Source organism: Paenibacillus sp. 1781tsa1, assembly GCF_024159265.1.
Classification (GTDB): Bacteria; Bacillota; Bacilli; order Paenibacillales; family Paenibacillaceae; genus Paenibacillus.
Map to the genome: position 1 here is coordinate 2,658,227 of NZ_JAMYWY010000001.1, position 13,867 is coordinate 2,672,093.

Annotated in this window: 18 protein-coding genes and 1 pseudogene; all 19 read left to right on the top strand. The window is 41.0% G+C overall.

Annotated elements, in window-relative coordinates:
* The first annotated feature begins 7 nt into the window (after positions 1-7).
* The 19 genes and pseudogenes from NKT06_RS12045 to NKT06_RS12135 all read left to right on the top strand — a co-directional run bounded on the left by NKT06_RS12045 (position 8) and on the right by NKT06_RS12135 (position 13,866).
* The gene (locus NKT06_RS12045; RefSeq protein WP_253434160.1) at positions 8-514 is read left to right on the top strand and encodes a GNAT family N-acetyltransferase; all 507 of its coding nucleotides are present in this window, start codon (positions 8-10) and stop codon (positions 512-514) included.
* A complete protein-coding gene (locus tag NKT06_RS12050; RefSeq protein ID WP_253434165.1) occupies positions 511-1,053 on the top strand; it encodes a GNAT family N-acetyltransferase in 543 nt (180 codons plus the stop codon). The genes NKT06_RS12045 and NKT06_RS12050 overlap by 4 nt, the downstream gene beginning before the upstream one ends.
* Positions 1,050-1,625 carry a P-loop NTPase family protein gene (locus NKT06_RS12055; RefSeq protein ID WP_253434169.1) on the top strand — a complete coding sequence of 192 codons (576 nt, stop codon included), beginning with the start codon at positions 1,050-1,052 and terminating at the stop codon, positions 1,623-1,625. The genes NKT06_RS12050 and NKT06_RS12055 overlap by 4 nt, the downstream gene beginning before the upstream one ends.
* The gene (locus NKT06_RS12060; protein ID WP_253434173.1) at positions 1,616-2,074 is read left to right on the top strand and encodes a GNAT family N-acetyltransferase; all 459 of its coding nucleotides are present in this window, start codon (positions 1,616-1,618) and stop codon (positions 2,072-2,074) included. The genes NKT06_RS12055 and NKT06_RS12060 overlap by 10 nt, the downstream gene beginning before the upstream one ends.
* 59 nt (positions 2,075-2,133) lie before the next feature.
* A complete protein-coding gene (locus tag NKT06_RS12065) occupies positions 2,134-2,577 on the top strand; it encodes a GNAT family N-acetyltransferase (RefSeq protein ID WP_253434176.1) in 444 nt (147 codons plus the stop codon).
* 15 nt (positions 2,578-2,592) lie between these two features.
* Positions 2,593-2,928, top strand: coding sequence for a serine hydrolase domain-containing protein (locus NKT06_RS12070; RefSeq protein WP_253434179.1), 336 nt, complete (start codon positions 2,593-2,595; stop codon positions 2,926-2,928).
* A 21-nt stretch (positions 2,929-2,949) separates the two neighbouring features.
* A complete protein-coding gene (locus NKT06_RS12075) occupies positions 2,950-3,417 on the top strand; it encodes an NUDIX domain-containing protein (protein ID WP_253434183.1) in 468 nt (155 codons plus the stop codon).
* A gap of 51 nt (positions 3,418-3,468) precedes the next feature.
* A complete protein-coding gene (locus tag NKT06_RS12080) occupies positions 3,469-4,002 on the top strand; it encodes a GNAT family N-acetyltransferase (protein ID WP_253434186.1) in 534 nt (177 codons plus the stop codon).
* The gene (locus tag NKT06_RS12085; RefSeq protein WP_253434189.1) at positions 3,999-4,637 is read left to right on the top strand and encodes a hypothetical protein; all 639 of its coding nucleotides are present in this window, start codon (positions 3,999-4,001) and stop codon (positions 4,635-4,637) included. Before NKT06_RS12080 ends, NKT06_RS12085 begins: the two co-directional genes overlap by 4 nt.
* A 49-nt stretch (positions 4,638-4,686) precedes the next feature.
* A pseudogene (locus tag NKT06_RS12090) lies at positions 4,687-5,714 on the top strand (alpha/beta fold hydrolase).
* Between the two features lie 26 nt (positions 5,715-5,740).
* Positions 5,741-6,157, top strand: coding sequence for a hypothetical protein (locus tag NKT06_RS12095; RefSeq protein WP_253434192.1), 417 nt, complete (start codon positions 5,741-5,743; stop codon positions 6,155-6,157).
* Positions 6,158-6,364: 207 nt separating this feature from the next.
* Positions 6,365-7,552, top strand: a complete 1,188-nt coding sequence (locus NKT06_RS12100) for a glycoside hydrolase family 5 protein (RefSeq protein ID WP_253434194.1) — start codon at positions 6,365-6,367, stop codon at positions 7,550-7,552.
* Between the two features lie 205 nt (positions 7,553-7,757).
* Positions 7,758-8,297, top strand: a complete 540-nt coding sequence (locus NKT06_RS12105; RefSeq protein ID WP_253434196.1) for a GNAT family N-acetyltransferase — start codon at positions 7,758-7,760, stop codon at positions 8,295-8,297.
* Positions 8,298-8,474: 177 nt separating this feature from the next.
* Positions 8,475-8,750 (top strand): hypothetical protein, encoded by a 276-nt coding sequence (locus NKT06_RS12110; protein ID WP_253434198.1) that lies wholly within the window; start codon positions 8,475-8,477, stop codon positions 8,748-8,750.
* A gap of 11 nt (positions 8,751-8,761) precedes the next feature.
* Entirely contained in the window at positions 8,762-9,568 is an 807-nt protein-coding gene (locus NKT06_RS12115; protein ID WP_253434200.1) for an aminoglycoside phosphotransferase family protein, read from the top strand.
* 303 nt (positions 9,569-9,871) lie between these two features.
* Complete coding sequence (locus NKT06_RS12120) at positions 9,872-10,753, top strand: AraC family transcriptional regulator (RefSeq protein ID WP_253434202.1); 882 nt, start codon at positions 9,872-9,874, stop codon at positions 10,751-10,753.
* Positions 10,754-10,775: 22 nt separating this feature from the next.
* The gene (locus tag NKT06_RS12125) at positions 10,776-12,047 is read left to right on the top strand and encodes an ABC transporter substrate-binding protein (RefSeq protein WP_253434204.1); all 1,272 of its coding nucleotides are present in this window, start codon (positions 10,776-10,778) and stop codon (positions 12,045-12,047) included.
* An 89-nt stretch (positions 12,048-12,136) separates the two neighbouring features.
* Positions 12,137-13,042: a carbohydrate ABC transporter permease gene (locus NKT06_RS12130; RefSeq protein ID WP_253434207.1), complete on the top strand. Its 906-nt coding sequence runs from the start codon at positions 12,137-12,139 to the stop codon at positions 13,040-13,042.
* 5 nt (positions 13,043-13,047) lie between these two features.
* On the top strand, positions 13,048-13,866 hold the full coding sequence (locus NKT06_RS12135; protein ID WP_442031573.1) for a carbohydrate ABC transporter permease: 819 nt from the start codon (positions 13,048-13,050) through the stop codon (positions 13,864-13,866).
* The last annotated feature ends 1 nt before the right edge of the window (position 13,867 follow it).

Consider the following 13,867-nt stretch of genomic DNA (forward strand, 5'->3'; position numbering starts at 1 on the left):
TGAGAGTATGATAGAGACAGAGCGACTTATATTTCGGAAATATACTAAAAATGATTTTGATTTACTTTTCGAGATGACACGTGAGCCAAATATGATGAGATTTATAAGACATGGAGGACCCTGGACGAAGGAAGAAACGATGCAAAGCCTGGAAAAGTTCATCAACTGGAATAAAGACGATAAGGGGCTGTTCCTTGCATTCAATAAAGAGGATAACAAGTGCATTGGAACCTCTGGACTGATTCCGCAACTCATTGAAGGCGCGGATGAGCTTGAAGTTGGTTACTGGGTTATGGAGCAATACTGGGGTATGGGTTACGGATATGAACAAGCACAAGCATGGAAAGTATATGGCATGGATCACTTGAAACAGAGACGATTAATATCGTTAATTCAACATGGCAATGTGGGTTCTATGAAAGTGGCGCAAAAGAATGGCATGAAACACGAGAAGGACGTAGACATCATAGGGAAAAAAGTAGCGGTGTACTCGATTGAGGTGAATAGAGTATGACTCCTTTTCCTGAACTAGAAACCGAAAGATTGCTGTTAAGAGAGATTAAAGAGAGTGATGCTCAAGACATATTTCATATTTTCTCTTCAGATGAAGTTACTAGATTCTACGATGTAGAAACTTTTGGGAATATGAAACAAGCAGAAGAACTCATCCAAAGATGGAATGAACGATTCCAAAACGGTCAGGTTATCCGCTGGGGAATTGCTTCGAAGTCAGACGGTAGAATTATTGGAACATGTGGATTTCATGGTTGGATGAAACAACATCATAAAGCTGTGATGGGATATGAATTAGCACCGGAGTTCTGGCGGCAGGGTTATATGACCGAGGTAACTCAGAGAATCGTTGAATATGGATTCAAGAACCTTGAATTAAACAGAATTGAAGCATTTGTAGAGCCAGAGAATGCTGGATCAAGAACGTTGCTTGAGAAAATTGGGTTCAGTGAAGAAGGCATATTGAAAGACAACTATTATTGGAAAAATCGATTTGTCGATAATGTCATCTATGCATTGTTGAAGAAAGAATATGTATGAGAATACGAATTATTGGATCTTGCGGTAGTGGGAAATCAACATTAGCCAAGGGGTTGTCAGATAAATACGGTATTCCTTCCTATGAATTAGACAATCTCATCTGGGACCGAAGCGCCGAAAATCTGAGATACCCTGAACATGTTAGGGATGATTCGATGCAAGCTATTGCCCGTTCAGAGGCTTGGATCATGGAAGGAGTACAGTACAAAGATTGGACTTTACCATCCATACAAGAAGCAGATTTAATCTTTGTATTAAACCCAAATGTGTTCATTAGAGATTATCGGATTATAAAGAGGTTTGTATTGTCCAGAATGGGCTTGCGACCGTGGAATTACAAGCAGTCTTTCAAGGATTTATGCAAGATGATTGTGAAGTGGAACCATCAATATAATATAGGTGCAGCGATAGATGTGATTAACGAAAATAACAAGACAGCAATGATCACTAAGAATAAAAAACAAGTTATACAGTTGATTGAACATCATTTGGAAGTGATTTTAGGTGAGAGTGAAAAGAACTTTAGAATTAATCAAAGCTTGTCGAAAGAGGAGATTCAGAGGTGGATATAAAAGTTCAACCCGTTACACGAGAGAATTGGGAAGATGCGCTGAAGATCTCTTTGCATGAGCACCAAATCTCATTAGTTCCATCCGTTATTGAGGGAATCGCTTATGCTTATATAAAACCGTGGGATGAAGCATTTGATCCTTACGTACTTGAGATCGATGGGAAGGTAGTTGGTTTCTTTTATCTGAGTTATTCTCCAGATAGTACAGATAATTATTGGATTGGTGGTTTTCAAATCGATAAATCCTATCAAGGCAAAGGAATGGGGAAGTGCGCTATAAGAGTCATTCTAGATTACATCACGAAACAGCATCCGTTATGCAATGTTATTTCATTAACGGTTGAACGTGATAACGAAATAGCACAAAATTTGTATAAGAGTATGTCCTTCATTAGTGAGAATAGAACCAATTCAGATAATGAAGTGATCTACAGGTTGGCAATAAGGTGAAAAATTCTAATCGTGTAAAGATTACATGTAATGATTTTCTAAATGAGGTGACTTAAACATTGATTAATATCAATCAGGAGGGTGAATTAAAAATTGTATTTGGTGATCATGAAGAAGATTATAAAACCGTTTGTAATAACTTATATAACTATAATGTCTCTGAAACAAATGGGTTATTAAACAAGCCTGGACAAACTATAAATCTTTTTTTACGGGACAAGACAGGTAAGGCAGTGGGTGGGATCTTCTGTGCTACATATTGTGAAACATTATATATTGATAATTTTTGGATAGATGTGGAACACAGAAAGAAAGGATATGGAAAATCTTTAATCATGCAAGCAGAAAGCATGGCTTCTGAATTAGGATGTAAGCTTGTACACACAAGCACATTTTCATATCAATCTCCTGAATTCTACAAGAAGATGGGATATAAAGTCTTTGGAATAATTGATGAGTATCCTGATGGAATCGTTCAATATTTCTTGAAGAAAAGATTATAAGGCTTTGGTCTGCGAATGAAGATCGACGATATGCTGAAGTTTGGGGTGTTATACGCTCAGAATGGGGAGTGGAATTCGAAACAACTCATCTCTTCTGACTGGATTGCTAGAAGTGTAGGTCCTTCTCTTACTTCCAACACCTTATATAGCTACCACTGGCGCATAATGAAAAGCATCGAGGAAGAAGAAGCTGAAAATAAAACGTTTTATGCAATGGGGATGGGCGGTGGACGAGGGCAGTATATCTTTGTTAACCAAAAGCGAGGATTGGTTGCGGTATTCACAACAATTATATCAGATGATAGTTTGTTACCACTTCAGTGGTTTAACCATTATATTTTGAAAGAGTAGTCATGTAATTGGAGGGATAGCATGAGTCAATGGTTTGATCTAGATGAACTTGATCCAGAATTAATCAAATTTGCAGTGATAATCGCTAAATATAACCATAAATTCATCATTATCAAAAATAGGAAAAGAGGAGGTTGGGAGATCCCAGGAGGCAACAAAGAAATTGGGGAAACCATTTTACATACGGCAAGTCGAGAACTCTATGAAGAGACAGGTGCAGTGCATTTTGAATTAACACCTTATGGAGTATATGAATGGAATGGGAGCTTCGGTATGGTCTCTTATGCTGAGGTTAAAAGGCTTGATAGCTTACCCGAATCGGAGATCGATGAAATAAAACTTGTGGACGTATTGCCTGAAGGGATGAACTTCGGAGATATGTTTTATCATTTCTCGGATAGATGGGATGGACTTGACAACCATAAGTTAGAAAAGTACACCATCGAAATAAATCATTTGAATGAGTTACCCGTAATTATAATAAGCTGATTTAACTTGGAGGGAATCTGTTTTGAAAATAAAGGAGAGATGGCAACGACCATGATAACATATAGGACTTTGACCCTTGAAGATGTGAATCAGTTGCAGGAAATAGACCGTTCGGAACATATTGATCTCATCTATGAAATGAGAGAGAACGAATTAGTAGAGCTAAAACAAAATCATGAGTGCTCCAACTGGGATGAGAAGCTTTTGGAGGAAATTCAAAATCGATATGTGTATGAAATTGAACAAGGCGGAATGGCATATGGCGCATTTGCTGAGGAGCGATTAATTGGATTCGGAGTGCTTGCACATCAATACAGAGGCAGGGAACGTAATCAATTACAAGTTGACTTGATGTATGTCTCACGCGGGTACAGAAGACAAGGCATTGGAAAACGTATTCTAAACCAATTAAGTGAAGAGGCTAAGAAACGTGGCGCACAGTATCTGTATATCTCCTCCACAGAAACGAGATCAGCGGTATCCTTTTACAGAAGCCAGGGCAGCCAGATTACTAGTGAAATGGATCAGGAACTTTATGACAAAGAGCCGAAAGATATACACATGATAAAGGAGCTGGGCACATGACAACAACAGTAGGCATACTTGGCACCATTCATAATCCAGAACTCAGGGAGCGATATCATTGTTCTCTTTCTCTTTACAAGAATGTGATAACTGAGTTTAAGCCAGATCTCATTTGTGGTGAAGTTCATCCACAGAGTTGGTTGAGATATCAGAAGGACAAACATGATAGAGGATACTGGGGAGAACCGGCAAGTGAGTTTTGGGATATGGTATTTCCTTTGTGCGAAGAGCATAACATCCCATTTTTCCCTATTGATTGGTTTGAACTGGATGTGTGGAATGCGTTTGATCCATTTAACGGTTATTCGAGTGAGGAGCGCAAAGAACTCGAACAACAGGATGATCATTGGTTTGCGAAACAAATGGAGACGTATCGGTTTGGGGGAATTCCTTTTAATTCAAAGGAGTTCGATCGTATAACCAAACAAAAATATGCATGGTTAGGGCAGATTAACCCGAAGTCACAAAACTTCCGCTGGGTGGTCCGCAATCAGATTATGGTTCAAAGAGTCAAAAATACAATTGAAGCTCATCCAGGGAAACGAATCCTCTGTATCATAGGAGCCGATCATAATTACATTTTCCAAGAAGAACTGATGAACGAATCTATTGAATTGTTGTATCCGCTACGCTAGAGAAAGCGTCAGTACAAATAGGTTTAACCCCGTAATTAAGGAGCATTATATGCGCAAAAAAATCCGTAAAACACTTAAGTACAGCTTATTGAGTATCATTTTATTGATTATAGTAGCTTTAATATTTCCCACATGGACACCCCAAATTAAAGGGGAGAACAGCATCAGCATGTTAGAGCAGGTCGAAATCAACGGTGCAGGTCACGAGGTCATGATTAGGGGAGTTGACCGGAGTAATCCTATCCTGATTTTTGTGCATGGGGGGCCGGGATGCTCGGAGATTCCTTACGTTAGGAAGTATCAGCAGGAGCTTGAGCAATACTTCACTGTAGTCCATTATGATCAACGTGGGAGCGGAAAGTCCTATCACTTTTTTGAGGATTATTCGAATCTGACAACAGATGTATTAGTAGATGATTTGTTAGCCTTAAGTGATTATGTATCTAAGGAGTTAAATCAAGAAAAGGTTATATTAATCGGTCATTCATTTGGTACATACATCGGGATGAAAGCTGCGGCTAAGGCGCCAGCTCAGTTTTTCGCGTATATTGGCATTGGGCAAATGGCAGATACGCTTCAGAGCGAACTGGAGAGTTTGGAGTACACGTAGAACAAGCGAAACAAGCCGGTAATGAAGAGGATGTTGAAAAACTGGAGCTAGTTCGTGGGTCGATTGAGCAAGGAAATGATCTTACACCTAGAATTCTTTTGCAAAAGTACGGCGGCGCTGCCAGACTTATCAATGAGAATAGAGATTATATCTCAGGATTCCTTTTGAATCCCGAATACAATGGATTAGATATGATTCGCTTTTATTCAGGGATGTTCAGTTCGCAAGACATCTTACTAAGGGAAGCATTTGATCAAAATTTACCCGATATTGTGGATCATCTGGAGATTCCTAGTTATTTTGTGATGGGTAAATATGATTATATGACCACTGCGAATGCAGCACGTGATTATTTCAAAGTACTCGATGCACCGATCAAAGATTTCGTTGTATTTAACGAATCGGCGCATTACCCACAGTTTGAAGAGAAAGATAAATTCTTAAATTGGTTAATTGAGCTATTTTAAGATGTATGGAAAGGGGCAAGATCATATTGTTAAGTGAATTCATTGAGCTTGAAGAAGAGAGTGATGAGAGTTACCGGTGTTACACTCTGTCAAATACTGTGCAAATCTTTAAACATTGCATACAGGATGAGGATTTAAATGACGTCCGAATATATGTGTCCACAAATACATCTTTAAATTCAATTGTCATTAAAATAGAAGACTACATCAAGTGGTTTTCAACTTGTGAGACTGTCTTTCGAGAATATTATGAAAATGAACTTCATGAAAAGGTACATCAGAATTGGTTTAATGAGATTGAAGTCTATCGCGTGGATATCACATTTAACAGTATAGCCGACTACGGCGCAACCATATCTTGCGGAGATAATATCCTGCACGATCACATCATGATGATTGATTTTGATAGAGAACACATTCAAGCAATTAAATTAAACGGTTAGATGGATTATTTTGTAGTAAATCGTCAAAAAAGAGCAATAAAGATATATCTTTATTTTCCATATATGTGTTATTATGTTGGTGCCAGACGAAATTTTCATTTGTTTGATCGATAGGAAAGGAGGCGCGAATTCTCGAATCATTCAATCTGAATCAATAGATTAACTGCACTGCTTGTTAAAAATAATAGAATAAGCGGAGGTATGGTTATGTTCAAAAAATGGAAGAAATTCAGCATCAGCAGCTTGGCGCTTGTGTTAGTGGCTGCCGTGGCTTTTACCGGATGGAGCCCTAAAGCAGCAGCAGCAGACGCTTCGCAAGTGGTGGCTGAGATGGGTGCAGGTTGGAATCTGGGTAATCAGCTGGAAGCAGCGATAAATGGCACACCGAGTGAGACAGCTTGGGGCAATCCTACGGTGACTCCGGCGCTGATCCAAAAAGTGAAAGCTGCGGGCTTCAAGTCTATTCGTATTCCCATCTCCTATTTGAATAACATTGGAAGCGCTCCCAATTATACAATTAATGCGGCATGGTTGAATCGAATTCAGCAAGTTGTGGACTATGCGTACAATGAAGGTATGTATGTCATAATCAATATTCATGGCGATGGGTACAATTCCGTCCAGGGTGGATGGCTGCTCGTAAATGGTGGCAATCAGACTGCCATTAAGGAAAAGTATAAAAAGGTATGGCAACAGATTGCGACCAAGTTTAGCAACTACAATGATCGTCTTATTTTCGAATCCATGAACGAAGTGTTCGATGGCAACTATGGTAATCCGAATTCGGCGTATTACGCTAATCTGAACGCATACAATCAAATTTTTGTGGACACGGTACGGCAGACCGGAGGTAACAATAATGCGAGATGGTTGCTGATTCCAGGCTGGAATACCAATATTGACTTCACCGTTGGTAATTATGGCTTTGTGCTCCCGACAGATAATTTCAGATCCTCGGCCATTCCTAGTTCGCAGAAAAGAATTATGATCTCGGCACACTACTACTCTCCATGGGATTTCGCAGGGGAGGAAAACGGTAATATCACGCAGTGGGGTGCAACGGCTACGAATCCTGCGAAGAAATCTACTTGGGGACAAGAGGATTACTTGGAATCACAGTTCAAGTCCATGTACGATAAATTTGTCACTCAAGGCTATCCTGTAGTGATTGGTGAATTCGGTTCAATTGATAAAACATCGTATGATTCAACCAACAATGTATATCGTGCAGCATATGCCAAAGCAGTTACAGCAAAAGCTAAAAAATACAAAATGGTTCCTGTTTATTGGGACAACGGGCATAACGGTCAACATGGATTCGCATTGTTTAACCGTTCGAACAATACCGTGACTCAGCAAAATATCATTAATGCGATCATGCAAGGTATGCAATAATAGACGAACTAGCTTAATCCATGCAAGCAAACGGCGAGTTCCTGAAAAAGGGACATGCCGTTTTTTTGTTGCGGGAGGTGATATCCACAATATTTCCCAATGCATTTTACATAAGCCATATACAGAATTCATCAAATCCCACAATAGCTTTTATATACTTAATTTGCTCGATATAGCGAACTCAAAGGACTAGGTGGTAGACAGAATGTTAAAAAAACGTGATTTGCAGGAATGCCATTCATTGTACAGTTTGATGATGGACCCCGCCGTTTCTCCTTACGTTCGTTATCTATGTCAATCGTATGAAGAGTACCTATTCCTGACTAGACAATTAATGGTCGAAGAAGAACAAAAGAAGGTAATCACCCGAACGATTTTGAATGAAGCAGGGCAGCCGATTGGTACCATTGATCTCTATCATATCGAGCAGCAAACGGGTTTCTTGGCCACATGGATTGGATCCCCGTATTTTGGTAATGGATACAGCCAAAGAGCGAAATCAGCCTTTTTTGTTGAACTGTTTCTGGAACATGCGATTGAAACGGTATTTATGAAAATTCGAAAGCAAAATATAAGATCCAGAAAAGCGGTAGAAAAACTGCCTTATGTGAAACTAGCCAATGATGTGTATCCCGATGTATATCAATTCATTAATGCGAAGGAACAGATCTATGATCTGTATCATGTGGAACGAACGACTTTTCTCGAACATCGTATGGATCTGCATCATGTGGTGGCTACGTAACATATTCAGTGAGTTTACAACAGCGGCGTCAGTGATGACGGCGCTATTTGTTATGATGAGAGTGTAATTGGAAAACATTTGAATATAAAATGCAGGAATATGGAATGGAGAATCGAAAGACATGAAGTAGATCGTACTGATGTAACATGGTGTACGGATCATATTAGGAGGCATGAAATGAACAATATCAATAAGATTCTGGGTGTAATCCTCATGCTTGGCAGTGTGTTTATTTCGACGATGGAGAGAATTTCAATACGAGTCTCTGTCGCTATAGTAGAAGCAGGATACGCTTCAGGGGGGACTACTGTGCCTCCATTCGCTCAGACGAATGAAAATACAATAGGATTACTCGTATACTTTATGTTTTTGGTTGGTTTTATACTATTAGTCGCGGGATTTCCAGGGAGTTATAAGAAGAGTCGTAATCACAACCATACCCAAGAAAGATAGTATTAGGAGGGATGAAAGTGGCCGAACAGGAGGAAGTGTTACCGGGAGGTAATGTGAATCAGGTTGTCAGAATAGGTGAGACGGTTCGCAGGAGTGCCAAACCTGATCCTTATGTGCAGGAGCTGCTGGTGCATCTTGAAAAAGAGGGCTTTTATCAGGCTCCACGATATCTCGGTGTTGATGCGGAAGGAAGAGAAATGCTCTCCTATCTTGACGGACACGTTCCTGGCAATGATTATCCCGAGATTGAAGCGTACATGTGGTCAGATGAATCGTTAAAGGGAGTTGCAAGACTTTTGAGAACCTATCATGATGCGACTGTTTCATATCTAACTGCCGCACGATCCAGCAATGCCTATTCTGATACGGAGCAATATGAGGTCGTGTGTCATAACGATTTTGCACTATACAATGTGGTATTTAAGGATGGCGTGCCACAGGGGATTATCGATTTCGATATGGTCGGCCCGGGTCCGCGCCTGTGGGATATTGCCTATACATTATATACTTGCGTTCCGCTGGCGAATTTCTCACCGCCAACTCAGATGAGTGGTAGGGAGGTTATCCCTTATTGCAGTGAAGTGCACGCAGCCGTTCGGAAGAAACGCATTGAATTATTCCTGAGCACATACGGAGTGGCTGTACCGCCGGATTTGAAGCAATGGGTGTTGTCTCGCATTCATTTCATGTGTAAGACATTGGCTGATCGTGCGGCTGCCGGGGAAGTTGCTTTTATCAAAATGGTAGAAGAAGGCCATCTGTCCCATTACGAGAAAGAAGTTATTTTTCTTAACAAACATTGGGATGATTGGGCTTGAAAAGTAACGAATCATAGAGACGTTATTTAGTGTGATGAGTTTTATTAAAAGATTAAAAGATGTTTCAATATGTTAGCTAATGGACCGCGTGATAGCCTATGGGCTGGACAGCGGTTTTTTTGTCGTCTACGTCTGTTCCCTATGAATTCCTTTCTAATCATTTTCAACAATTGTGATCAACAATACAGCAATATTGTTCGGATTAGATTGAAATAACTGTGATACAATTCATTGTAAAGCGCTATCATTGTAAATTATTAAACTATATTGCTATTTATATTCTGGGAAGGGAGATCTTTATTGATGCTAACCATACACACCCCGACGAATATTGCTTTGCAGGAAAATGAAGTTTACGTGCGATCAGAAGCAGATAATTTTCAGGATGAATGGCCTGTTCATACGCATAATGGGTATGAGATTCATTATTTTATCCAAGGAGATGCGACCTTTTTAATCGGTGACCGAATATATAAGCCGCTGCCTGGAGATATGTTTATATTCAGAGGGGGTGTGCCCCATCGGATCAATCCTTCAAGAGAAATCGTATACAAGCGAAGTTTCGTCAATTTTACGGAATTGTTGCTATTGGACATGCTTGCTGTGAGTCAATTGGAGAATCTGATGTCCATATTTCGTCATCCCAATGGATTGCTGGTACATTGGCCCCTGGAGGAGCGTGAACACATCACAGGTATATTTAAGGGGATCAAGGAGGAGATGGATGCAGGAAATACAGGGTATAAAACAATGATCAAATTAAGTCTTACCCAATTGCTGCTGCGGATTTACCGGAAAACGACCAGTGAGCAATCCGCAGATCCTATTTTATTTTCTTCCCAGAAGCAGACCAGCGTAAGCCGGGTTCTTCATTATTTAAACCAGAACTACACGGAGAATGTTTCACTGGATGATCTGTCCAAAACACTCCATTTGAATAAATACTATATATGTCATTCTTTCAAAGAGACAACGGGATATACCATAAGCAATTATGTAATACGGAAGAGGGTTGCAGAGGCCAAAAAATTATTACTGTCTACGGATGCACCGATTTTGTCCATATCTGAGACGTTAGGTTTTAACACACCTGTATATTTTAGCAGGGCTTTTAAACAATATGTGGGTGTATCACCACAGTTGTTCCGCAAAAATGAATTGCTTAACGAAGCTAAAATTCATTAAACCCTTCCAAGGAGATGTTGATATGACAAGAAAAACAACGTTTAAGCTCATCACTAGCCTGGTAATGGTCATGTTACTCATCGTACTGACTGCTTGCGGAGATACAGGCAACAATGCTAATTCGAAACAATCAACGCTGGATTTCCTGTGGTTCTCGGATGGAAAAGAAGGAGAAGTCATTAAGGAAATCATTAAAGATTATGAGCAGACGAATACCAAAGTTAAGATCAATTTGATTGAAGTTGGTTTCAAGGACATGCAAACCAAATTAAAAACAATGTTATCTGGTGGAAAGCCACCTGCTCTGAGCCGGGTCACGGATACCGGATCATTTGCTAATCAGGCGGTTGATCTTACACCCTACGTGGACAATGCCAGTCAATTTGAGGATCAATTTATCGACTCTCTTAAACCTTACTATGTTATGAATGACAAGCTGGTGGCTGCGCCTATGGACGTCACAGCGAATGGACTTATTTATAACAAAACCTTATTTGATAAAGCGGGCGTCAAAGTACCTACTTCACCCGATCAGGTATGGACGTGGGAAGAATATATCGCTGCATTAAAAGAGGTTATGGACAAAGGTGGAGCACGATATGGCATGGTATGGGATGTCACTCCGCATCGATGGTCCACTCTTTTGTACCAGAATGGTGGAAGTATCTTAACAGAGGATGGCAGTGCGGCGGCCATTAACAGTGAAGCCGGAATCCGTTCGATGGAGATGTTCAAGCAACTTCATCAAGATGGAATTATGCCTGAATCGGTATGGCTCGGAGGGGAGAACCCGAACAACCTGTTCCGTTCCGGGACGGTAGCTACCCACTGGGCTGGCAACTGGATGATTAGCAATTACAAAGATATCACCGATTTCGAATGGGGCGTCACCTATATGCCGAAAGGAACACAACGTTCATCTGTGCCCGGCGGGAAGTTTCTCATGGCTTTCAAAGGCAGTGGTTATGAGCAGGAGGCAGCAGAATTCATTGAATATTTAACCTCCAAAGAAGTGAATTCCAAATATAATCAGGAATCATTGTTTATGAGTCCACGGAAGGACAGCTCCGTATTGAATTATGAATTTGGCAAGGAGATGTTTGAAATTTTCTCGGATGAACTGAAGAACAGTTCACCTCTTGCAGCGAATGACTGGTCTAAGCAAACGCTTATATCTAAAATCTCAACGGATTTGAAAAATAACATTATGGACGTTCTGTCAGACAAGGCAACTCCGCAGGAAGCACTGGATCGAACAGCCAAACTGATTAACGAGGCTATTGGCAGTCAATAAGCGTAAAACCATTTCTTGATTCTTATACGGGGGCTTATCGATTCCTGTTAAGCTCCCTTTCGAGTAACGCATAAGAAAGGGGTAAGCAGATGAGTGAAGGACAACGATCAAATCGTAATACGCTGGCAAAACAGAACAGGAAGCTCGTTATTGCTCCTTATCTGTTTATACTTCCCAACCTCCTGATCTTTGGAACGTTTATCGTATTTCCCTCTTTATTGGGTCTCTATTATTCTTTCCATGTCTATGATGGATTGAACCCAATGAAGTACAACGGACTGGAGAATTATATCAAAATCATAGGGGATCGGGAATTTTGGTCGACCATCGGACGAACGGGGATTTATGCAGCAATTGTTGTCCCGCTAATCTATGCAGCAGCATTAGGCATTGCGTTGCTGCTTGCGCGCGAGATTAGAATGCGGGGGTTCTTCAGGGCCGTATTTTACTGGCCGACCATGATTTCTTACATTATCGTAGGGTTGACCTGGAAGTGGATTTTTGGAGATTCATTCGGCATCTTGAATCATCTGTTAACGGTGGTTGGTGTGGAACCTGTAGGCTTTCTGACCTCTCCCTTTTGGGCAAATACGGCTGTGATTATCGCAACGGTTTGGTCTCGTGCAGGCTTTTTCATGGTCATTTTTATCGCAGGCTTGCAGGCCATACCTACGGATTATTATGAAGCTGCCCGCTTGGACGGCGCAACGGGAACAAAGGTATTTCGCTATATTACCCTCCCACTTTTGAAGCCTACAAGCTTACTCGTTGTTATGCTATGTCTGATTGACGCGTTCAAGGCCTTCCCACTTATGTTTGCGCTTACAGGCGGTGGGCCGGGCAAGGAAACCACGTATATTGTTCAATATATCTATGAGATTGGCTTTAACAGGCAGGAGCTTGGGCTAGCCAGCGCCATGTCGGTGATACTGTTTATCCTCATTGGCGGATTCTCAGCTCTGCAATTCCGTCTATCGAAAGGAGGGGCAACGTGATGGTAATGAAACCTATGGTCAAAATCGTCATTTACAGTATGTTAAGTGTTGCCGCAGTGGTATGGCTCCTGCCTGTTCTGTGGGTCGTAATTTCTGCCCTGAAAACGAATAGCGATCTGTACAGCTTTCCTCCGAAGTTGTGGCCGGAGCCAGTCACCTTCGAGCATTTCAAGGAGGCATTCAAAAAAGGTAATTTTGGCTTGTATTTTATGAATAGTACAATCGTAACTTTGAGCTCAACGCTGCTGCTGTTGCTGATCAACTCCATGGCAGGCTTTGCACTCGCGAAGTACCGCTTCCGCGGAAGCTCGATCATATTAATCGCTTTTATCTCAACCCTCATGATTCCGATTGAGGTCATTATGATCCCCATATTCAAGGTGCTGAGTGCACTTGGGATGTATAATAGCCTGCTCGCAATTATTATACCGCCAGCAGCAACTCCGACAGGTGTGTTCCTTATGCGGCAGTACTTGCTAAGCGTACCGGACGAACTACTGGAAGCTGCCCGGATGGATGGAGCCGGTGAATGGAAAATTTACTGGAGCATTATTCTTCCCATAGCGAAGCCGATTCTGGCCGTGCTTGCGATCTTCTCCTTCATGTGGAGATGGGATGATTTTGTATGGCCATTGATTGCTATTAGTGATCCATCGAAATATACGATTCAGCTTGCGCTCTCTAATTTTATTGGTGAATACAACGTAGATTGGGGCAGTCTCCTGGCCATGTCCGTAATCACGATGCTTCCGGTACTTATTGTTTTTATGGTTTTCCAGCGTTATTTTGTCAGCGGTATGATTACTTCAGGAATGAAAGGATGAG

Excerpts from the sequence above, each read along its gene's own strand:
- NKT06_RS12100 (WP_253434194.1), top strand. The coding sequence starts at position 6,365 with ATGTTCAAAAAATGGAAGAAATTCAGCATCAGCAGCTTGGCGCTTGTG.
- NKT06_RS12080 (WP_253434186.1), top strand. The coding sequence starts at position 3,469 with ATGATAACATATAGGACTTTGACCCTTGAAGATGTGAATCAGTTGCAG.
- NKT06_RS12125 (WP_253434204.1), top strand. The coding sequence starts at position 10,776 with ATGACAAGAAAAACAACGTTTAAGCTCATCACTAGCCTGGTAATGGTC.
- NKT06_RS12115 (WP_253434200.1), top strand. The coding sequence starts at position 8,762 with ATGAAAGTGGCCGAACAGGAGGAAGTGTTACCGGGAGGTAATGTGAAT.
- NKT06_RS12045 (WP_253434160.1), top strand. The coding sequence starts at position 8 with ATGATAGAGACAGAGCGACTTATATTTCGGAAATATACTAAAAATGAT.
- NKT06_RS12085 (WP_253434189.1), top strand. The coding sequence starts at position 3,999 with ATGACAACAACAGTAGGCATACTTGGCACCATTCATAATCCAGAACTC.
- NKT06_RS12050 (WP_253434165.1), top strand. The coding sequence starts at position 511 with ATGACTCCTTTTCCTGAACTAGAAACCGAAAGATTGCTGTTAAGAGAG.
- NKT06_RS12055 (WP_253434169.1), top strand. The coding sequence starts at position 1,050 with ATGAGAATACGAATTATTGGATCTTGCGGTAGTGGGAAATCAACATTA.
- NKT06_RS12105 (WP_253434196.1), top strand. The coding sequence starts at position 7,758 with ATGTTAAAAAAACGTGATTTGCAGGAATGCCATTCATTGTACAGTTTG.
- NKT06_RS12130 (WP_253434207.1), top strand. The coding sequence starts at position 12,137 with ATGAGTGAAGGACAACGATCAAATCGTAATACGCTGGCAAAACAGAAC.
- NKT06_RS12120 (WP_253434202.1), top strand. The coding sequence starts at position 9,872 with ATGCTAACCATACACACCCCGACGAATATTGCTTTGCAGGAAAATGAA.
- NKT06_RS12075 (WP_253434183.1), top strand. The coding sequence starts at position 2,950 with ATGAGTCAATGGTTTGATCTAGATGAACTTGATCCAGAATTAATCAAA.
- NKT06_RS12135 (WP_442031573.1), top strand. The coding sequence starts at position 13,048 with ATGAAACCTATGGTCAAAATCGTCATTTACAGTATGTTAAGTGTTGCC.
- NKT06_RS12070 (WP_253434179.1), top strand. The coding sequence starts at position 2,593 with ATGAAGATCGACGATATGCTGAAGTTTGGGGTGTTATACGCTCAGAAT.
- NKT06_RS12110 (WP_253434198.1), top strand. The coding sequence starts at position 8,475 with ATGAACAATATCAATAAGATTCTGGGTGTAATCCTCATGCTTGGCAGT.